This window comes from Pseudarthrobacter leeuwenhoeki (assembly GCF_055412885.1).
Genome location: NZ_JBVAYY010000007.1, coordinates 180329 through 200415, shown reverse-complemented (window position 1 = coordinate 200415; position 20087 = coordinate 180329). Strand labels below are relative to the sequence as shown.

Sequence of the window (20087 nt, the reverse complement as noted above, 5' to 3'; positions counted from 1 at the left end):
ATGCAGCTGTACGACGTGCTGACCGGTGTTTTGCTCGCCGAAGCCGGGATCCTCGGTGCCGGGCTGAGCCTCATTTTCGGCCATGCTGTGTTCCAGCGGGTTCGCGCCGCGCGGGTGCGGCCCGCGATGCGGGAAAGTATGCATATTTTGGCCCGGGTTCTGGGCGGCGACCCGGAGCGTCCGGCCCTTCCACGGCTTCCGCTGGACAAGACAATCGAAGTCGTGGCCGAAGCAACGCGCAGCGTCGACGATGTGGGCCGGGCACGGCTTGCGGAGCTGCCCGCGTACGTGGCGCTTGCGCAGCGCTCCGCGCGCTGGTGCACCAGCCCCCGATGGCCCCGCCGTCTCAAGGGCGTCCGGTTGCTGCTCATACTGGGCGCCGGCGAGGCCACAGTCCCCCGGTTGCTCGACGACCCCCGTCCGGAAGTGCGCAGCGCCGCGGCCGCCGGAGCGGCGAATCAGCCAAGCCCGCAAGTCGCCGCCCGGCTGGTCCGGATGCTCAGCGACGAGGCTCTCGCCTGCCGGGTAACCGCCCAAGGCGCCCTGATCCGGATGGGCCGCCACGCCGTGCCCGCGATCATTAGCCACTTGGCCGAAGCGGTCCCGGCCTCGTTGGCCACCGCGCTCCGCGTCGCGTCCCGCGTCCACGACTCCGCACTGACTGGACCGGCGCTGGCGCACCGGAGTAACAGTGATCCTGCGGTTCGGGCCGCCGTCGCTCAGGTGATCGCTTCCGGTGGCGGGACCGACGGCGTCGAGGGCCTGGAAGGGTTCCTTACAGACCCCGCGGCCGCGGTCCGGGCGACGGCCGCGGCCGGGTTGGGCGGCTTGGGGCACTGGCCAAGCTCGCCCCTGCTCGCCGCCCGGCTGGGCGATCCAGCCTGGGAAGTGCGCCGCGCGGCCGGCCTGGCGCTCGCCCGGCTCGGCGCCCCCGGTCAGCTGTACCTTCAGCGGGCACTCCATAGCACGGACCGGTTCGCGCAGGACATGGCCCGGCAGGTGCTGGACCGCGCCAGCCCGGACCAGCGAGCGCCGGAACTGACCACACCGGCAGAGTTCGCCGTATACGAGCAGGAGCTCAGATGATCTACGACTTCGTCACCATGGTCTTGGCAGGTTTCGCGTGGGCGGTGTTCGCCTATTTCATTGTGGTCAACGGTTGCCAAACGGCCCTTCTGGTCAGCGCCACGGCGGGCATGCGCCGTCATCGTCAGCGGGTATGGCAGGAGGACCGGGTTGGCCTGCTCGGGTCCGCCGTGACACCGACGATCAGTGCCCTCGCGCCCGCGTACAACGAAGAAGCTAACGTGGCTGAAAGTGTGCACGCGCTGATGATGCTCCAGTACCCGGCGCTGGAGGTGGTGCTCATCAATGACGGCTCCGGAGACTCGACCCTTGACGTGCTTATCCGCACTTTTGACCTGTACCCAATCCACCCGATTTTCCGCAACCAAGTGCAGTCCCAGCCCGTCCGGGGCCTCTACCGCTCAAAAATCCATCCCCAGCTACTGGTGGTGGACAAAGAGAACGGCGGGAAGGCCGACGCCCTCAACGCGGGCCTCAACTGCGCAACAGGCGAGCTTGTGTGCGCCATCGACGCCGACACGCTTATCGAGCCCGATGCGCTGCTGCGGATTGTCCGGCCTTTCCTGACCGACGAGAACGTGGTGGCCGCCGGCGGTACCATCCGCGTTGCCAATGGTTCCACGGTGGCCCACGGGCGCGTAGTGGACGCGAGGGTTCCCCGGGGGCTGCTTGCAGGCTGCCAGACCGTGGAATATCTCCGCTCGTTCCTGTTCGGAAGGCTGGGCTGGAATAACCTCGGCGGGAACCTGATCATTTCGGGCGCCTTCGGTCTGTTTCGCCGGGAATCGGTGCTGGAGGTGGGTGGCTACACTCACGACACGGTGGGTGAGGACATGGAGCTCATTGCCGACCTGCGGCGCCAGGGCCAAGACCGCGGGACCGCGAGCCGGGTGGACTTCGTACCCGATCCGGTGGCGTGGACCGAGGTTCCGGAGTCCTGGCGTGTGCTCGGACGGCAGCGGGACCGTTGGCACCGTGGTCTGACCGACGTGCTGCGCCGGCACCGGGGCGTAATGTTCAATCCGCGATACCGTGCCCTAGGCCTGGTGGTGTACCCCTACTACCTGGTGGTGGAGCTGCTGGGTCCGGTCGTTGAGGCGCTGGGGGTGGTCGCGGTGCCATTGGGATTGATGCTCGGAGCGGTCGATGTGACGTTCGCCGTGTTGTTTCTGGCGGTGGCTTATGGCTGGGGTGTGCTGTTGAACGTGGCGGTCATCGCGCTGGAGGAGTTGACGTACCGGCGGTACCAGCGGTGGCCCGACCTGCTGCTGCTGCTTTTCTGGAGTGTCGTGGAGGGTGTTGGCTACCGTCAGCTCACCGTTTTCTGGCGGCTGCTCGGACTATGGCGTTACGCCCGGGGCAGCAAGGACTGGGGCGTCATGAGCAGGAAAGGCCTCGGGACGCCAGCGCGGGTGTGAAGGGGACGGACAGCGGTGGTAGTGTCCGGCCATGGGAACGTCGCCGGAACCAGCAGAAGCAGCCGCAGGCTCACCGGCGGCGCCGGGCGGAACGAACCGCCGTCGAACCATAACCATCGCCGTCATCGCCGGGCTGATGGTCCTCGCCGTGGCCGCGGCCGCCTTCCTGCTGACCCGGCCGCGCACCGAAACCGCAGCCCCGGCGCAAACCTCGGCCCCGGAGACACCTCCCGCCCCCACGCCGGAACCCACCCCGACCCCGGATCCGCCGCCCACGGCACTGAACATCCTGCTGGTGGGCAGCGACAGCCGGGTGAACGACCGGGCCGTCGCGGCATCCGGCGGAACCTCCGACCAGCGCGGGGACGCACTGATCTTCATCCATCTCCCGGCAGACCGGCAGAACATCTACGGCATCTCGATCATGCGCGACCTGTGGGTGGATGTCCCCGGCCACGGCGCGGCCAAGATCAACGCCGCGCTGGAACTGGGCGGGGTGCCGCTGATGACGCAGACCGTGGGGGCGCTGCTGGGCCAGCCCATTGACCACACGGTGATGCTGGACTTTCAGGGCTTCGCGGCCATGACCGATGCCCTCGGCGGGGTCGATGTCAACGTCACGCAGTCCTTCCAGGGCACGATCGACGACTTCGTGTACTTTCCGCCGGGTGTGAACCGGCTCAATGGCGCGCAGGCCCTGGCCTTTGTCCGGGAGCGCAAAGCCTTCACCGACGGCGACTACCAGCGGGTCCGGAACCAGCAGACCTTCCTCAAGGCTGTGATGGCCAAGATGGCGGCCGACGGCGGGCTCTCGGACCGCAACACCGTCAAGCAGTTGGTGCAGACCGTCCTCCCCCACGTCACCGTCTCCCCGGGACTCACCGTGGGGTCGCTGGAACAGCTCGCGTACAGCCTGCGCAGCACGCCTCCCGGCAACGGTGTGTTCTTCACGCTCCCCACCGCCGGCATCGGAACCAGCAGGGACGGCCAGTCCATCATCCGGCAGGACCCCGCCGCGACCGCCGCCGTGGCCGCTGCGCTGTCCGCCGGGACCCTGGACGAGTACATCGCCGCGAACGGGCTGCAGGGCGGGAACTGAGGCGCCGGCTACGGGTTGCCGGGCAGGTTCCGGCTGCCTCCCCGAAGCCTAACTTGAGGGAACCGATTTTTCCTGACAAGCTGTCGGAAAGATGCTGACATGATGTCAGCATTGTTCCTCCATCGCTAGATTAGGACGTCCAATGTTCCTTGCACTCCGCGAACTCATGTTCGCGCGTGGCCGCTTCAGCCTGATGGGCGGTGTCGTGGCACTCATTGCGGTACTGATGGTCATGCTCTCCGGCCTTTCCTCCGGCCTCGTCAACGACGGCGTGTCCGGCCTCAAGTCGATGCCGGTGACAGCATTCGCCTTCGACCAGGGCACCAAAACCGACAACGCGTTTTCCCGATCGGTGATCGATGACCAACAGCTCACCGCCTGGCGCGACGTTGACGGCGTCGCTGCCGCCTCGATGATGGGCGTCAGCATGGCCAATGCCACCACGGAGGCCGGCAAGCAGGTTGACCTCACGCTCTTCGGTGTCGACCCCGGCTCCTTCCTGGAACCGTCAACGTCCTCGGGGACCGGTCTTGGGGATATTGACGGCGTCGTCGTTTCCTCGACCGCGAAGGCCGAGGGAGTGGAACTGGGCACGGTGGTGACGCTGGACCGGATCGACACGAAGCTCAGGGTCGTCGGCTTCACCGATGGCCAGGCAACGTTCGGCCACGTCGATGTCGCCTACCTGCCGCTGAAGACCTGGCAACTGATCGCCTCCGGCCAGGCCGCGGCCGGAACCCCGGGCGCCGCGCAACTGTCCTCGCTGACCTCAAATACCGCCAGCGTGATCGCCGTCCAGGCCAAGCCCGGCGCACAACTGGACCTCTCCGCCGGCGACACGGCCGCGGGAACATCCAGCAAGACATTGTCCGCCGCCTTCAACGCTTCCCCCGGCTATGAGGCCGAGACCCTCACCTTGAGCATGATCCAGGTGTTTCTCTACGCGATCTGCGCCCTCGTGGTTGGAGCGTTCTTCACCGTCTGGACCATCCAGCGCAAGCACGAGATCGCCGTCCTGCGGGCCATCGGCGCCTCGACCGGCTACCTGCTGCGGGATGGACTGGCCCAAGCGGCAATCCTCCTAGTGGCCTTCACCGCCGCGGGAATCGCCGCGGGCCTTGGACTCGGAGCGGCCATGCCGGACGCCATGCCGTTCGATCTCGAGGCCGCCCCGATCGCCACCGCCACCGCACTCACCATCGGGCTGGGCCTGATCGGCGCCGCCGTCGCCGTCGTGCGCATTTCCCGGATCGACCCGCTCAACGCCCTTGGAGGCCAGCGATGACCAACTCCACCTTTCCCGCAGCCGGCACGGTCCTTGCTGACACCCGGGCTGCCACCGGCCTGTCCATCCGCCACGCGGTGATGGAACTTGGCGATGGCGACACCCGCGTCACGGCCCTCGATGACGTCAGTCTCGAGGTCGCCCGGGGTGAGTTCCTCGCGATAGTTGGCCCGTCCGGTTCCGGCAAGTCCTCGCTGCTCGCCGTAGCGGGCGCACTGGCCGCCCCGGACGCCGGAAGGGTCACGGTCAACGGCCAGGACCTGTCCCGGCTGAGCCAGGGCAAACGCGCCGCCTTCCGGCTGGCCAACATCGGCTTCGTCTTCCAGTCCGGCAACCTCATTCCCGCACTGACCGCAGCGGACCAGCTCCGGCTGGTGAACCGGCTCGCAGGCGGTCCGAGGACCTTCGATCCCCTTCCCCTGCTGAAGTCTGTCGGCATGGCCCACCGCGCCGCCAACCGTCCGGGCCAGCTCTCGGGCGGCGAACGGCAGCGCGTCGGCATCGCCCGCGCGCTTGTCACCGGGGCGAAACTGTTGCTCGTGGATGAGCCGACGGCGTCCCTGGACCGGGCCCGCAGCCGCGAAGTCGTGGAACTCCTGGCCCAGGAGAGCCGCGAACACGGCGTCGCAACCGTCATGGTCACCCACGACAACGACGTCCTCGGCTACTGCGACCGCGTTCTTGAAATGGTGGACGGCCGTTTGGCCGCCGCCACCCCGGTTGCCTGACACTCCCTGTTCCGGGCACGACGGCGCCGGCCCGACAGGCTGGCCGGCGCCGCGCGTCGTACTCTTGGTAAGAAAGCCAGCCAGTTCCGAAGGACCCGCCATGCCCCGAATCAGTGCCGCCACCGTCGCAGAGCACCGCGCCGCACAGGAACGTGCCCTGCTGGACGCTGCACATGAGTTGCTGCAGGAGACCTCCGAGGCGCCGACCATGGCAGAAGTGGCTGAGCGGGCCGGGCTCTCGCGGCCCAGCGTCTACCAGTATTTCGGCTCCCGCCAGGACCTGCTCCAGGCCCTGGTCCGTGACATTTTCCCGCGCTGGACCGAGCGCGTCACCGGCGCCATGGCGAATGCCCCCACGAAAGCGGACCGCATCCTGGCCTACGCCCTAGCCAACGTGGACCTCGTCGCCGAAGGAGCCCACGCTGTAGGGTCAGCGCTGGCCGCCCTGGCGCCCGGAGCCGAACTGGACGAGCAAGCCACCCGGATGCACCGCCAGCTTCAGGAGCCGCTCGTGGAGACGCTCACGGAGCTTGGCGTGGCCGATCCCGCGTCGTTGGCCGAAATGATCAATTCCGTGGTCTATGCCGGCACCCGCATGCTTGAATCCGGGCAGACGCTTGAACAGGTCCACAGCCACCTGAAGACCCTGCTGGGGCCCTTCGTGGCCGAGCGCCAAATGCCGCGCTAGTCAGCCAGGAGGTCTGCGAGGTAGTCCGCCAGGGCTTCTTTCATGAACCTCGGCTGGAACCCCGCTGCCTGGATCTTGTGCAGGGGCAGCACGCTGTTGAGCGGCCGCGGCGCTGCAGCTTTGCCCTGGAAGTATTCCTCTGTGCTGACGCCGGCAACATCGTCCCGCGACCTGCCGGACAGTTCGTAGACGTCCGCGGCGATGTCCGCCCAGGACTGGGGTTCGCCGTCGTTCGTCAGGTTGTAGGTCCCGTAGCCGGCGCCCGACTCCAGCAGGTGGCGGATGCCGGCCGCGATGTCCTGGGTGAAGGTCAGCCGGCCGATCTGGTCATTGACCACCTGCGGGGCTATCCCCCGCTGGGCCAGGGAGGCCATGGTGCGGACGAAGTTGTTGCCTTCGCCGATCACCCAGCTGGTGCGCACGATGTAGTGCCGGGGTACCACGCTGACGGCGGCGTCGCCGGCGGCTTTGGTCTGCCCGTAGACGCCCAGCGGTGACACGGGCTCATCTTCGGTGTGGCCGTCGCGGGTGCCGTCGAAGACGTAGTCCGAGGAGACGTGGACCAGGGTCAGGTCGTGGTCGACGGCGGTCCGGGCCAGACGGGCGACGGCGGTGGCGTTGATGGCCCAGGCCGTTGTGCGGCCTTCGGGGGTCTCGGCGGTGTCGACGGCGGTGTAGGCGGCCGCGTTGATGATGGTGGAGTAGCTTTTCCAGTTCCGTGCGGTGAAGGCCTCCCCGCTGCCGAGGTCGAACTCTGCGCGGCCGGCGAACTCGACGGCGGAATTGCCGGCGTAGAGTTCCCTCAGCGCCTTGCCGAGCTGGCCGTCCGCGCCCACGACGAGGACCTTCTTTGGCGGCATCGGCACGACCTCCGTGAGCCGGGGATGGGCCTCGTCCTTGTCCGAGAGTTCGGCCTGGTCCAGGGGAATGGGCCAGGTGATCGCGGCGCTCTCATCGGCCAGGTTCAGGAAGGTGTACTGCCCCTGGGCGTCGGCGGACCAGTGGTCGTTGACCAGGTAGGTGTAGGCGGTGTTGTCCGCCAGCGTCTGGAAGGCGTTGCCCACCCCGCGCGGGATGAAGATCGCCTGGCTGGCATCGAGCTCTGCGGTGAACACCGCACCGAACGACGGGCCCTCGCGCAGGTCCACCCACGCCCCGAAAATCCTTCCCGTCGCCACGGAGATGAACTTGTCCCACGGCTCGGCGTGGATGCCCCGGGTGGTTCCGGCCTTTTCGTTGAAGGAGATGTTGTTCTGCACCGGACGGAAGTCCGGCAGACCCAGGGCCACCATCTTTTCCCGCTGCCAGTTTTCCTTGAACCAGCCCCGGTTGTCGCCGTGCACCGGAAGGTCGTAGAGAACGACGCCCGGGATCGGGGTGCCGTGCGCTGTGAGCTTTTTCGAGAACTCGATCAACATTCTCTACTGGCCCTGTTCCGTGTACTTGGCTTCCGTGGCAGCCTTCTGCGGGCGCCACCAGTCCTCGTTGTCCCGGTACCACGCAATGGTGTCCTCGATGCCGGCGTCGAAGTTGGAGAAGCGTGGCTCCCAGCCCAGTTCGGTGCGGAGCTTCGTGGAGTCGATCGCGTAGCGCAGGTCGTGCCCGGGGCGGTCCACCACGTGGTCGTAGGCGTCCGGCGTCTGGCCCAGGTGCTTGAGGATCAGTTCGACGACGTCCTTGTTGTTCTTCTCCCCGTCGGCGCCGATCAGGTAAGTCTCCCCGATGACGCCCTTTGCGATGATGGCCAGGACGGCGGAGGAGTGGTCGTTGGCGTGGATCCAGTCGCGGACGTTCTCGCCCTTGCCGTAGAGCTTGGGGCGGATTCCGTCGATCACGTTGGTGATCTGGCGCGGAATGAACTTCTCCACATGCTGATAGGGGCCGTAGTTGTTCGAGCAGTTGCTGATCGTGGCCTGCAGCCCGAAGGACCGCACCCAGGCGCGCACCAGCAGGTCCGAGCCGGCCTTGGTGGAGGAGTACGGGCTGGAGGGGTTATACGGCGTCTCTTCCGTGAAGCGCTCCGGGTTGTCGAGTTCCAGATCACCGTAGACCTCATCGGTGGAAATATGGTGGAAGCGCTTGTGGTGCTTCCGGGCCGCTTCAATGAGCGTGTAGGTGCCGATGATGTTTGTATCCAGGAACGGGCGCGGATCGTGCAGCGAGTTGTCGTTGTGCGACTCCGCGGCGTAGTGGACCACGACGTCGCAGTCCGCAACCAGCCCGTCGACCAGGCCGGCGTCGCAGATGTCGCCCTGCACGAATGTGAAGCGCTCAGCGGGAAGGCCCTTCAACGACTCCAGGTTGCCGGCGTAGGTGAGCTTGTCCAGGACGGTCACGTGGTCGCCCGTGTTCTCAAGTACATGGTGGACGAAATTGGCGCCGATGAAGCCCGCGCCACCTGTGACAAGAAGTCGCTGCATGGCTCAGACCCTACCTGCTGCACTTGCTCCGGGGAACCGTTGCGCTTGACCCGGGGAACATAGAGGATGTGCCCATGCGTGGAATCATTCTGGCCGGTGGAACCGGCTCGCGGCTGCATCCGATCACGTTTGGCATCAGCAAGCAGCTGGTCCCGGTGTATGACAAACCGATGATTTACTATCCGCTGTCCACGCTCATTCTTGCCGGAATTCGGGACATCCTGATTATCACTGCCCCGCAGGACGTGGACCCGTTCCGCCGGTTGCTGGGTGACGGCTCGCAATTTGGTGTCAACATCACCTACAAAGTCCAACCGTCTCCGGACGGGCTTGCCCAAGCCTTCATTCTTGGCCAGGAACACGTCGGCAACGATTCGGCAGCCCTCGTCCTCGGCGACAACATCTTCTATGGCCCCGGGATGGGCACCCAACTCGGCAAGTACACCAACGTCGACGGCGGATCAGTGTTTGGCTATTGGGTGCAGGATCCGGGGGCCTACGGCGTCGTCGAGTTCGACGATTCCGGCCGCGTGCTGACGCTGGAAGAAAAACCCGCGCAGCCCAAGAGCAACTATGCGGTGCCCGGACTGTACTTCTATGACAACGACGTCGTGGAAATTGCCCGTGAACTGAAACCGTCGGCCCGTGGCGAACTCGAAATCACGGACGTGAACAAGGCATATCTGGGCCTGAACAAGCTGCACGTTGAGGTCCTTCCCCGCGGGACTGCCTGGCTGGACACCGGCACCTTCGACGATCTCAATGATGCGTCGAACTTCGTACGGACAGTCCAGAAGCGGCAGGGACTGATTGTCGGTGCGCCGGAGGAGATTTCGTGGCGGCTGGGATTCCTCAACGACGACGAGCTCCGTGCCAGGGCCGAGCCACTCGTGAAAAGCGGCTACGGCACCTACCTGCTCGGACTGCTGGAGGACGGGCCCCAGCAGCACGGGTCCCTCCGCTCGGCTGGGGCGGTGGGGCGGGCAAATACCCCCGTGGCGAACGTGGGCGCCAAGCACCGGCCGGCTCTATATATTGGGGAGCATGACTGAGACTCCCGCCACTGGTGGCCCTTCCATTTCCGTGGAAAATTCCGCTGCGACCGCCCCCGTTGCCAAGAAAATCCCTGCCGTCCGCACGCACCACGGTGACGCCTTCGAGGACAACTACGAGTGGCTGCGGGACAAGGAATCCGCCGAGGTCGTGGAGCTGCTCAAGGCCGAGAACGCCTACCAGGAGGCCGTGACCGCCCACCAGGAGCCGCTGCGCGAGGCCATCTTCGGCGAGATCAAGGGCCGCACCCAGGAAACGGACCTCTCCGTGCCCAACCGCAAGGACGGCTGGTGGTACTACACCCGCTCGGTGGAAGGCAAGGAATACGGCATCCAGTGCCGCGTCCGCGCCCAGGACACCGCGGACCGCGTCGCCGACTGGACTCCCCCCGCCGTCGAGGTCGGCGTCGAGATCCCCGGCGAGGAAATCCTGCTGGACGGCAACGTCGAGGCCGAGGGCAAACCGTTCTTCGCCGTCGGCGGCGCCGCCGTGACCATCGACGGGAACCTCTACGCCTACGCCGTGGACAACGCCGGCGACGAGCGCTTCACGCTGCGCATCAAGGACCTGCGGACCGGGGAACTCCTGCCCGACGTGATCGAGAACATCTTCTACGGCATCTCCTTCTCCCCCGACGGCACCCGGATCTTCTACACCGTGGTGGACGACTCCTGGCGGCCCTACCAGGTGAAGTCCCACGTCCTGGGCACGCCCGTTGACGGCGACGAGGTCATCTACCAGGAGGACGACGTCGCCATGTGGCTGGGCTTCGAGCTCTCCGGCGACCGGCGGCACCTGGTGCTGAGCATCGGCTGCTCCGAGTTCAGCGAAACCCGGCTGCTGCGCTTCGACGCGCCCGACGCCGGGCTGAGCACCGTGATCTCCCGGGACGAACGCATCCTCTACGAGGCCGAGCCGTTCCTGCTGGCGGACGCCGCCGGGACGCAGTCCGAGGCCATCGTCCTGACCCACAACAGGGACGCCATCAACTCCATGGTCTCCCTCGTGGACCCGGCCGAGCTCACCAGGCCGCTCGCCGAGCAGCACTGGACCACCGTCGTCGAACACTCCGATCAGGTGCGCGTCAACGGCGCCGGCGTCACCTCCACGCACCTTTTGGTCTCCGTCCGCAAGGACACGATCGAACGCGTGCAGGTCCTGCCGCTGGCCGGGCTGGGCACCCCGGAACAGGGCGCACCGGTGGAGCCGGCCTTCGAGGAGGAGCTCTACACCGCCGGGGTGGCCGGCTCCGACTACGAGGCCCCCGTCATCCGGATGGGCTACACCTCCTACTTCACCCCGTCCCGGGTCTACGACTTTGTGCTGCCCACCGCGGAGCAGCCCGCCGGCGAGCTGCTGCTGCGCAAGGAAAGCCCGGTGCTCGGCGGCTACTGCGCCACCGACTATGTCGCCACCCGCGAGTGGGCGGAGGCTGCCGACGGAACCCGCATTCCGCTCTCGGTGCTGCGGCACGTCTCGGTGGCCCGGGACGCGACGGCGGCGGGCCTGGTGTACGGCTACGGCTCCTACGAGCTGAGCATGGATCCGGGCTTCGGGATCCCGCGGCTCTCCCTGCTGGACCGGGGCATCGTGTTTGTGATCGCCCACATCCGCGGCGGCGGGGAACTGGGCCGGCACTGGTACGACACCGGCAAGAAGCTGCAGAAGAAGAACACCTTCACCGACTTCATCGCCGCCACCGACTGGCTGGCGGAGTCCGGCTGGGTGGACCCGGCCCGGATCGCGGCCATGGGCGGCTCGGCGGGCGGGCTGCTGATGGGCGCCGTCGCCAACCTGGCCCCGGAGAAGTACGCGGCGATTGTGGCCGCCGTCCCGTTCGTGGACGCCCTGACCACCATCCTGGATCCCGAGCTGCCGCTCTCGGCGCTGGAGTGGGAGGAATGGGGCAACCCGATCACCGACCGCGCCGTGTACGAGTACATGAAGTCCTACACGCCGTACGAGAACGTCCGCGCGGTGGCGTACCCCAGGATCGCGGCGGTCACCTCGTTCAATGACACCCGGGTGCTCTATGTGGAGCCCGCCAAGTGGGTGCAACGGCTGCGTGAACTCAACACCGGCAGCGAGCCGATCGTGATGAAGATCGAGATGGAAGGCGGCCATGGCGGTGGCTCGGGCCGCTACGTGCAGTGGAAGGAACGGGCCTGGGACTACGCCTTCGTCGCCGACTCCCTGGGCGCCACGGAGCTGCTGCCGGGGGCCGGGGTTAAGTAGCGCACGCTGCGCCTGCTCCTCCTCCTCCTCTTCCTCCTCCTCCTCCTCCTCCTCCGGTCGATTGCTCCTCCTCCTCTGGTCGATTGCTCCTCCTCCTCCGGTCGATTGCTCCGATCGGTGCTCCGTAACCGCCCTCGTGGACCTTCATAAGGGCACTTGCGGAGCAACCGATGGTCCGGGTGGGAGCGCTGGCGCCGGGAGCCCGCCCAGTTCGCCCGTTCGCCACGAATGGCCGCTATGAGACCCCTCATGGCGGCCATTTGCGTCCACTCGGCGCTACGGGATGCCTCATGGCGGCCATTTGCGTCCACCCGGCGCTACGGGATGCCTCATGGCGGCCATTTGCGTCCACTCGGCGCTACGGGATGCCTCATGGCGGCCACTTGCGTCCACTCGGCGCTACGGGATGCCTCAAGGCGGCCATTTGCGTCCACTCGGCGCTAAGCGATGCCTCATGGCGGCCACATCATCGGCCTCCATGTTCTGAAGTGTCCGCCCGGGCCCAATCACTAACCCCGCCGCTGAACATGCTCAGTGGCGGGGTTTCCGTGTCCGTCCTTGCGTCCCGGTGGCGACGCTCCATCCCAGTTACTCGGTGCCGCAGCCCGTTTCAGCGCCCAAAAACCGCGGGATTCCGGCGGTGCGGGCAGGTGCGCCTGGAGGTAACTGGGCGGGAGCGTCGTGCCGGAGCGGAGGCCTGGCCGGGCTGGCCGGGAGCCGGGCTGAAGTAGCACGGGGCCCGGGGCACAGGGGCGCGGGGCGGGGCGCTCGCCCGTTCGCCACGAATGGCCGCTAAGGGACCCCTCATAGCGGCCATTTGCGTCCAATCGGCGCTAAGGGGTGCCTCATGGCGGCCATTTGCGTCCAATCGGCGCTGCACCGTTCACACAGCCCAAGACCTCTTCAGCCCCAGGCGGCACCGCTTCAGCACCAAGCGGCACCGCTCGCTCAATTGCGCGCTATTGCTTCCACGAAAAAACGGCAAAACAAAAGGCCCGGCCGATTCCATGCGTGGAATCGACCGGGCCATTCGATGCTTGCTAGACGGTCAGCTTGCTGTCCGCCCGGCGTGCGTTCGACACCCGCCGTCGTACGAAGGGGTAAATGACCACCACGAACGCGTACACGAACAGGGCCACGAGCCCTGCGGAGTTCATGATGAAGTCGAAAATCACCTTCGGTGCCACGTAATTGGCAGCGATCGCGACGTAGCCGACCACGGTCGAGAGCAGGATTGCCTTCCACGGCACGCCGTTCCGGTTGCGGTCCTCGACCCAGCGGGGGCATAACCGTGCTTGGAGAGAGCGAAGAGCATCCGTGATCCGGAGTAGAGACCCGAGTTGAGCACGGACAGTGCCGCGGTGAGCACAACGGCGATCATCACTTGGTCGGCCGCCGGGAGGCCGAACTTACCGAATGCGAACGCGAAGGGGCTCATCTGGAAGGGAAGTTCGTCCCAGGGAACCACCATCAGCAGGATCGCGACAGAGCTGATGTAGAAGAACACGATGCGTCACACGATAGTGTTCGTGGCCTTCGCAACGGACTTGGCCGGCTGCTCTGATTCTGCAGCTGCCATCGTGACGATCTCGGTGCCGAAATAGCTGAAAATGACGACGGCGACGCCGTTGAGGACCGCGGTCCAGCCGTACAGCATGAAGCCGTGCACTGTCAGGTTGGATACAGACCCGGTCGAGTTCGGCAGCAAACCCGTGACGTAAAGCGTGCCGAAGATGAGGAACACGACGATAGCGGAGACCTTGATCGACGCGAGCCAGAACTCTGTCTCGCCGAACGAGCGCAACGACCTGGTGAATCCGGCCCACTCGCCAAGTCCGTCACGGGCATACTCCATAAACGAGCCGACGACCGGACGGTTCGCGGACATTTCGCCCAGCATACGCATGACGAGGATGACGAGCGCTCCGCCGATTGCATACGAAATCAGCGCGGCGGGACCTACTGAACGTGACCGTGCCGGAACCCACGAAAAGACTCGCGCCGATGATGCCCCCCAGAGCAATCATGGTGAGGTGCCGCGGACGGAGGCTCGCGTGAACGGCCGGTGCCGGTCCCCCTTCGGGGGACTTGCCGGTAGTGGCTGGTGGTGGTGCAGCGGGGGTAGGGGGTTATGCATACGAATCGTAATGCCTAAACTGGGGGGTGCGATGCCGAACACCGTGCCCGTCAAATGTGAGGGACACCACCCGCTCAGCCTAAGGATGACTTGCACAGTTGACCTCGGCGCCTTTGAACACAGCGCACAATTAGATGTCGGCGGATAAGTCCGCAGAGATCCCATTAGACGGAGTCTCCCCTGGTCAGCCGCGTGGTCCAGGTCAGGGCGGCAACTGCGCACCCTTGAGAGGACGATAGTGACGATCGAAGACACAAACCCCACCACGAAGACAGCCGGCCGCACGAGAACCATCCGCGGTGCAGTGCTCGAAACTATCGGGGCGGACCGGCCCTATCAGGACTCGCTTCCCATCCGCGTGGAAGAACTTGAGCTGGAGGCTCCGGGCCAGGGTGAGATCCTTGTGCGCATTGAGGCCGCCGGGGTGTGCCACTCGGACCTTTCCGTGGTTAACGGAAACCGTCCCCGGCCGGTTCCAATGCTGCTCGGTCATGAAGCCGCCGGAATCGTGGAGGAACTCGGTGAGGGTGTCACTGACCTTTCCCCGGGCCAGCGTGTCGTCATGACCTTCCTCCCCCGGTGCGGGGAGTGCGCCGGATGCCGCTCGAACGGCAAGACCCCGTGCGCACAGGGCAGCGCCTCCAATGCCGAGGGCACTCTGCTCGGTGGCGGCCGGAGGCTCTCCAAAGACGGAGAGCCTGTGCAGCACCACCTCGGAGTCTCCGCATTCGCCACGCACGCCGTGGTCTCCCGCCGCTCCGTGGTGCCCGTCGGCGCGGACGTGCCGGCACACATCGCAGCGCTGCTCGGCTGTGCCCTGCTCACCGGCGGCGGAGCCATTCTCAACGTTGCCAAGCCCGGCCCCTCTACACGGGTGGCCATTGTCGGGCTCGGCGGGGTCGGCATGGCCGCGCTCATCACCGCCAAGGCCACCGGCGTCGAACACGTGGTCGGCATTGATACGCTGCCGGCCAAACTGGAAGCCGCCATGGGTCTCGGCGCCACTGACGCCATGACCTCCGCGGAAGCGCTGGAACGCGGTGAGAAGTTCGACGCCGTCATTGAAGCCGCCGGACACCCCCGCGCACTGGAGGCTGCCATCGCCCTGACAGCCCCCGGCGGCATCACCGTGACGGTCGGACTGCCGGCCCCGGGCCAGCCTGCCTCGATCGACCCGCTCGCCCTCACGGCCGAGGCGCGGTCCATCGTCGGCAGCTACCTCGGCTCAGCCGTTCCCGAACACGACATCCCGATTTACGAAGAGATGTGGCGCTCCGGGCAGCTCGCCGTTGAAGGCCTCGTCTCGGACACCATCCCGCTCGAGGAGATCAACCGGGCCATGGACACTCTCGACGGCGGCCACGCACTCCGCCAGATCATCACCTTTTCCTGAACCAGCTTTCATTCCCTGAGGAGAAAGAATTATGACAAACACCAACGACCACGTTTAGGGCGCCATCATCATCGGCGCCGGCTTCGGCGGCGTGAAGCACTCCGGGCTGGGCCGCGAAGGCGGCGCCGAAGGCATTGCCGAATACACCACCACCCAGTACATCGGCATCTCCGACCACTACGCCGGCTGACCTAAACGGGTCCCGGGCCGCCGCACCGGTTCCTGGCCCGACGTCGACCGTTCCCACGGCCACGGCACCTATGCTGCGCCGCCGAAGTTCGTCCGTTCGCCACAAATGGCCGCTATGAGAACGCTCATAGCGGCCATTTGCGTCATTTCGGCGGGCCGGGGATTTCGGTCCGGAACCGGATCAGTTTGTGGGTGCCGTCGCAGTAGGGTTTGATCGCCGAGGCGCCGCAGCGGCACAGGGCGACCGTTTGGCGCTGCCGGGGAACGGGTTCCCCGGACGGCGTGACGATCTCGAAGTCGCCGCGCACCAGGATCGGTCCGTCGGGGCAAACAACGATGGAGTTCTCGTTGGACGATTCAGGCGGGTTCTGGTTCATCGAAGCTCACTGTCTGGGGTTTGTTGGGCCGGGCGTTAGGTCAGACCGCGGCGGGCACAGCGGAACGTAGTGACGGTTCGCCGTTCTCCCACGCCCCCATGACGTGCTCCGTGACGCGGGCGTCGATGGCGATTACCGCCGTCGCGCCGAACAGGACGTCCGGGAAGAGGTCCGGCTCGGACTCCACGAGCCCGCCGGCGAGATCCCTGCCCGCGATCTGTTCATGGACGGCGTCCGCTTCGACGTGCTCGTCGAAGTACCCGGTCACAGCGGCCCCGAATCCAAGGCGCCTGAACCCGTTCCCGTAGAGCTGGTTCGGCCGGGACGACGTCATCTCGTAGATCGCCAGGTGCCCTGCGACGGCTCCGCGGAGTCTGCGGTTCAGCCCGAAGAGGGACATCACGTTGACCGAGGCCAGGGAAATGGCCGGGACGGCGTCCGCGTAGGCGCCGTAGCGGTCGTCCAGCCCCAGGCCCCGCATGGTCCTGGCGAAGAGTGTGCTGTGCATCCGCTCCGGGCGGCCGCCGCCGTACTCGTCAGCCTGGATCTCCACCAGCGCAGCCTTGGCCCGGCCGTTCAGGCGCGGGATCGCCCAGGTGTGCGGGTCGGCCTCCTTGAGCTGATAGATCGATTTGTGGATCAGGAATTCACGGAGCTGCGCAAGGGTCGCCTTCTTCGCCACGTGGCGGGTCATACTCGGTCCGCCCTCCTGGGCCGCGATCCCGAATAGAATGTCCGCCACCGCGTCACTGTCCAGGCCCGCGGCCGGGGAAGGCTGGACCGGCTCGGCGTAAGGGCCGGCAGCGGAGCGCAGCGCCCGCTCGAAAGGCTCCTCGATCAGCTGCCGGAGGGCGATCAACCCGGGGTTCCATTCCCAGCGGTCGGTCACCCCGTCGAGGCCGCCGTAGTGCAGCTCGTACAGGCAGAAAAGCGTCAACTGCACGTCGCCATCGTCGATGATGTCATCGGTGAGGGGCAGCTGCGCCGCGACGAGATCATGGAGGGCGTCCTGGGCCGCGGCATCGTCTCCTGGGCTGCCGGCCAGAAGCCGGAACAGCCCGGCACTGACGGGTCCGCGCGCGTTGGGGATCTTCATATTCTGCTCCTACGGGGCCCAAGCAACTTATCTACAATGTGGACTCTAAGCGTACACAAAATACTAAGCAAACTGTCTATTGTTGCCGTTCGCTTTCGTCCGCCCGTCCCGCAGCGCCCCCTGGAGAGTCTTCGCGGGCATTATCCTCAGCGGAACCGCCCTCGGCCCGCTGGCGCTTCCGAGGCCGGGCGTCCGAGACCGCCCCGGATCCCGACGTGGCGGTCTTGAACAGCGCCTCGCGTGGCCCCCTCCGCCGGTGCAGGCGCGGCTTCCCGGGGGGCGACGCTCCAGCCCAGTTACTCGGTGCCGCACCCCCGGCTCCACCCGGAAGAACCGCGGGATTCTGCGGTATTCCGGTGGCGCGGTGAGGTGTGGGCCGAAGTAACCGGGCGAGAGCGTCGCACCACTGCCTGGTAGGTTTCCGAGCACGACCTCCCCCGTCGAGCGGCTCCGCCGACGCTGCGTTCCAGCAGCTATTCGCTACGGTTCCGGGCTGGCGACGCGCAATCGGTCCAGCGCTACGGGGATCCCCGTAGCGCTGGGCCGATTGCGCGTCATGGGCCGCTTGCCGCAGCGGAATTGGCCGCGGAAGGAGTCGCGCCCGCGGTTTTCGCGGCCGCGGTTGCTGCGGTCGTCCCTGCATCCCTGGTGGCGGCATCCCGGGTGGCGACGCTCCCGCCCTTCGACGCTCCAGCCCAGTTACTCGGTGCCGCACCCCGGTTGCACCCGGAAGAACCGCGGAATGCTGCAGGATTCCGGGGGCGCGGCGTGGTGTGGGCCGAAGTAACCGGGCGGGAGCGCCGCGGCGGGAGCGCCGCCACCGGGCGGGAGCGCCGCACGCCGGCGGGAGGGCTGCACGTCAGCCTCCCGCCGACCGTATTGGCGCTTAGCCCGCGTGCTCCTGGAGTTCGGGGGCGCGATCGCCGGCCCGCAGCAGGGTTGCGAAAAACTCGCCGAGCTCCGCCGTTGCCGTCAGGGGCAGGACGTTGGCCACGTACTGGTCAGGGCGCACCACCACCACCACGCCGCCGCGGTCCAGGCCGCGCAGTTCGAAGATGTCCGCTGCCGGATCGGTGGCGTAGACCTTCTCATAGTCCGTGAGCTGGAACGGGCCCACGGAGGGCTTGAACACGGCCGGCACGGCGCCGATGTCGATGCTCGTGTGCTCCTGCTGGTAGATCACCTTCACGTCGAACCACGCGTCCCGGTCCGCCCCGTCGGGGGTGGCGGCGAGCGGGGAGTCCGGCGCGTTCGCGATCCAGTCGGCGAGGTCGGCGACCGGCGACGCCGCACCCGGCTGCCCCGCACCCGACTGCCCCGCACCGGGCGCTGCCGGCGTTGCGGCGTCGGCGAAGACGTAGATCCGCCACCGCCCGTCGGCCGTGGCGTGGTGGCCGAGGTGTATCGGGTTGGTGTCGCAGACCCGGACGACGGGCGCGGATTTGAAGCGCTTGCCGATGGGGAAACCGGTGGCCAGGTCCTGGTGGGTGGCCTCGCCGATGAGCATCGACGGGGTGTACTGGGTCATGAATCCGGCGGGGAACTCGGCGGTGCTCACGTAGAAGTCCTCGAGCTCCGAGGGGCTGTTGAACTCCTCGGGCTTCTTCGCCATAAGCGTCGACCACTCCTTGTCGAAGTCGATGAGGTTCTTCGCGATGACCTGGCGTTCGGCCGAATACGTGGACAGCAGGCTCTCCGGGCTGCGGCCCTCCAGCACGTGCCCGAGCTTCCAGCCCAGGTTAAGGCCGTCCTGCATGGAGACGTTCATGCCCTGGCCGGCTTTGGCGCTGTGCGTGTGGCAAGCGTCGCCGGTGATGAATACGCGCGGCGTGCGGGTGCCCTGCTGCTCCGGCAGGACGTCGTCGAACCGGTCCGTGAGGCGGTGGGCAACCTCGTACACGCTGTTCCAGGCGACGTTGCGGACGTCGAGTGTGTAGGGGTGGAGGATCTCGTTCGCCTGGGCGATGATCTGCTCGATGGTGGTGCTGCGCACGGCGCCCTTGTCATCCTTGTCCACCTCGCCGAGATCGACGTACATGCGGAAGAGGTGGCCGCCCTCGCGCGGGATCAGCAGGATGCTGCCGCCGGTGCCGGACTGGATGGCGCACTTGGTGCGGATGTCCGGGAAGTCCGTGACGGCGAGGACGTCCATGACGCCCCAGGCGTGGTTGGCCTGGTCACCTGCGAGGGTGCAGCCGATCGAGTCCCGCACCTTGCTCTTGGCGCCATCGGCGCCAACGACGTACTTCGCCCGGACGGTGCGCTCCCGGCCGGCGTCGGGGCCGGCCGTGTGGACGAGGGTGACCGTGACGGGGTACTCGCTGCCGTCGTCGACCGTGAGGCTCCGGAACTCATAGCCGTAGTCAGGGGACATGCGGGTGGGCGCGTTGGCCATGAATTCGGCGAAGTAATCCAGGACCCGGGCCTGGTTGACGATGAGGTGCGGGAACTCACTGATGCCGGTGGTGTCGTCCTTGGCGCGGGCGGAACGGACGATCCGGGACGGGTCGGCGGGATCCGGCTTCCAGAAGGCCATCTCGGTGATGCGGTACGCCTCGGCGATGATCCGCTCGGCGAAGCCGAAGGCCTGGAAGGTCTCGACGCTCCGGGCCTGGATGCCGTCGGCCTGGCCGATCGGGAGCCGGCCGCCGCGGCGCTCCACGATCCGGGTGGTGATCCCCGGGAACTGGGACAGCTGCGCGGCGGCGACGACGCCCGCGGGGCCGGTGCCCACGATGAGCACGTCGACCTCGTCAGGAAGTTCTGTGGGCCGGTTGATCCCGACGCCGGCGGCTGGCTGGACTCGCGGGTCACCGGATACGTAACCGTGGTGGTGGAACTGCACGGGCATTCCTCACTTCGCTGTGTGGCACTTCGCGGGGT

The 20087-nt window shown here is 66.8% G+C and carries 14 protein-coding genes and 2 pseudogenes; 10 read left to right on the top strand and 6 right to left on the bottom strand.

Annotated features, from left to right (window positions below; genetic code table 11):
- From ACZYX4_RS08295 to ACZYX4_RS08270, 6 genes are all read left to right on the top strand, one after another.
- Positions 1 to 1086, top strand: coding sequence for a HEAT repeat domain-containing protein (locus tag ACZYX4_RS08295; RefSeq protein ID WP_463875046.1), 1086 nt, complete (start codon positions 1 to 3; stop codon positions 1084 to 1086).
- The gene (locus tag ACZYX4_RS08290) at positions 1083 to 2504 is read left to right on the top strand and encodes a glycosyltransferase family 2 protein (RefSeq protein WP_463875045.1); all 1422 of its coding nucleotides are present in this window, start codon (positions 1083 to 1085) and stop codon (positions 2502 to 2504) included. Before ACZYX4_RS08295 ends, ACZYX4_RS08290 begins: the two co-directional genes overlap by 4 nt.
- Positions 2505 to 2535: 31 nt before the next feature.
- Positions 2536 to 3603, top strand: a complete 1068-nt coding sequence (locus tag ACZYX4_RS08285) for an LCP family protein (protein ID WP_463875044.1) — start codon at positions 2536 to 2538, stop codon at positions 3601 to 3603.
- Between the two features lie 142 nt (positions 3604 to 3745).
- The gene (locus ACZYX4_RS08280) at positions 3746 to 4888 is read left to right on the top strand and encodes an ABC transporter permease (RefSeq protein ID WP_463875043.1); all 1143 of its coding nucleotides are present in this window, start codon (positions 3746 to 3748) and stop codon (positions 4886 to 4888) included.
- Entirely contained in the window at positions 4885 to 5616 is a 732-nt protein-coding gene (locus ACZYX4_RS08275; RefSeq protein ID WP_463875042.1) for an ABC transporter ATP-binding protein, read from the top strand. The genes ACZYX4_RS08280 and ACZYX4_RS08275 overlap by 4 nt, the downstream gene beginning before the upstream one ends.
- A 100-nt stretch (positions 5617 to 5716) precedes the next feature.
- Positions 5717 to 6304 (top strand): TetR/AcrR family transcriptional regulator, encoded by a 588-nt coding sequence (locus ACZYX4_RS08270; protein ID WP_463875041.1) that lies wholly within the window; start codon positions 5717 to 5719, stop codon positions 6302 to 6304.
- Here the strand turns inward: ACZYX4_RS08270 and ACZYX4_RS08265 are convergent.
- Positions 6301 to 7722 (bottom strand): sugar nucleotide-binding protein, encoded by a 1422-nt coding sequence (locus ACZYX4_RS08265; RefSeq protein WP_463875040.1) that lies wholly within the window; start codon positions 7720 to 7722, stop codon positions 6301 to 6303. The genes ACZYX4_RS08270 and ACZYX4_RS08265 overlap by 4 nt on opposite strands.
- Positions 7723 to 7725: 3 nt before the next feature.
- A complete protein-coding gene (rfbB, locus tag ACZYX4_RS08260) occupies positions 7726 to 8724 on the bottom strand; it encodes a dTDP-glucose 4,6-dehydratase (RefSeq protein ID WP_463875039.1) in 999 nt (332 codons plus the stop codon).
- 74 nt (positions 8725 to 8798) lie between these two features.
- On the opposite strand from rfbB, the gene rfbA reads away from it, so the two are divergent.
- Together rfbA and ACZYX4_RS08250 are read left to right on the top strand one after the other, a co-directional pair.
- Entirely contained in the window at positions 8799 to 9776 is a 978-nt protein-coding gene (rfbA, locus tag ACZYX4_RS08255; protein ID WP_463875038.1) for a glucose-1-phosphate thymidylyltransferase RfbA, read from the top strand.
- Positions 9769 to 12012, top strand: coding sequence for a S9 family peptidase (locus tag ACZYX4_RS08250; protein WP_463875036.1), 2244 nt, complete (start codon positions 9769 to 9771; stop codon positions 12010 to 12012). Before rfbA ends, ACZYX4_RS08250 begins: the two co-directional genes overlap by 8 nt.
- A gap of 1040 nt (positions 12013 to 13052) precedes the next feature.
- Here the strand turns inward: ACZYX4_RS08250 and ACZYX4_RS08245 are convergent.
- A pseudogene (locus ACZYX4_RS08245) lies at positions 13053 to 14035 on the bottom strand (amino acid permease).
- Positions 14036 to 14387: 352 nt separating this feature from the next.
- Between ACZYX4_RS08245 and ACZYX4_RS08240 the strand changes: the two are divergent.
- Both ACZYX4_RS08240 and ACZYX4_RS08235 read left to right on the top strand, forming a co-directional pair.
- Positions 14388 to 15542: an alcohol dehydrogenase catalytic domain-containing protein gene (locus ACZYX4_RS08240; protein ID WP_463875035.1), complete on the top strand. Its 1155-nt coding sequence runs from the start codon at positions 14388 to 14390 to the stop codon at positions 15540 to 15542.
- A 76-nt stretch (positions 15543 to 15618) separates the two neighbouring features.
- A pseudogene (locus tag ACZYX4_RS08235) lies at positions 15619 to 15732 on the top strand (aldehyde dehydrogenase family protein); the annotation flags it as partial.
- A 142-nt stretch (positions 15733 to 15874) separates the two neighbouring features.
- Here the strand turns inward: ACZYX4_RS08235 and ACZYX4_RS08230 are convergent.
- From ACZYX4_RS08230 to ACZYX4_RS08220, 3 genes are all read right to left on the bottom strand, one after another.
- Positions 15875 to 16108, bottom strand: a complete 234-nt coding sequence (locus tag ACZYX4_RS08230) for a CDGSH iron-sulfur domain-containing protein (protein ID WP_463875033.1) — start codon at positions 16106 to 16108, stop codon at positions 15875 to 15877.
- 40 nt (positions 16109 to 16148) lie between these two features.
- Positions 16149 to 17204: an iron-containing redox enzyme family protein gene (locus ACZYX4_RS08225; RefSeq protein ID WP_463875032.1), complete on the bottom strand. Its 1056-nt coding sequence runs from the start codon at positions 17202 to 17204 to the stop codon at positions 16149 to 16151.
- Positions 17205 to 18090: 886 nt separating this feature from the next.
- Positions 18091 to 20049, bottom strand: a complete 1959-nt coding sequence (locus ACZYX4_RS08220) for an FAD-binding monooxygenase (RefSeq protein WP_463875031.1) — start codon at positions 20047 to 20049, stop codon at positions 18091 to 18093.
- Positions 20050 to 20087: the final 38 nt, after the last annotated feature.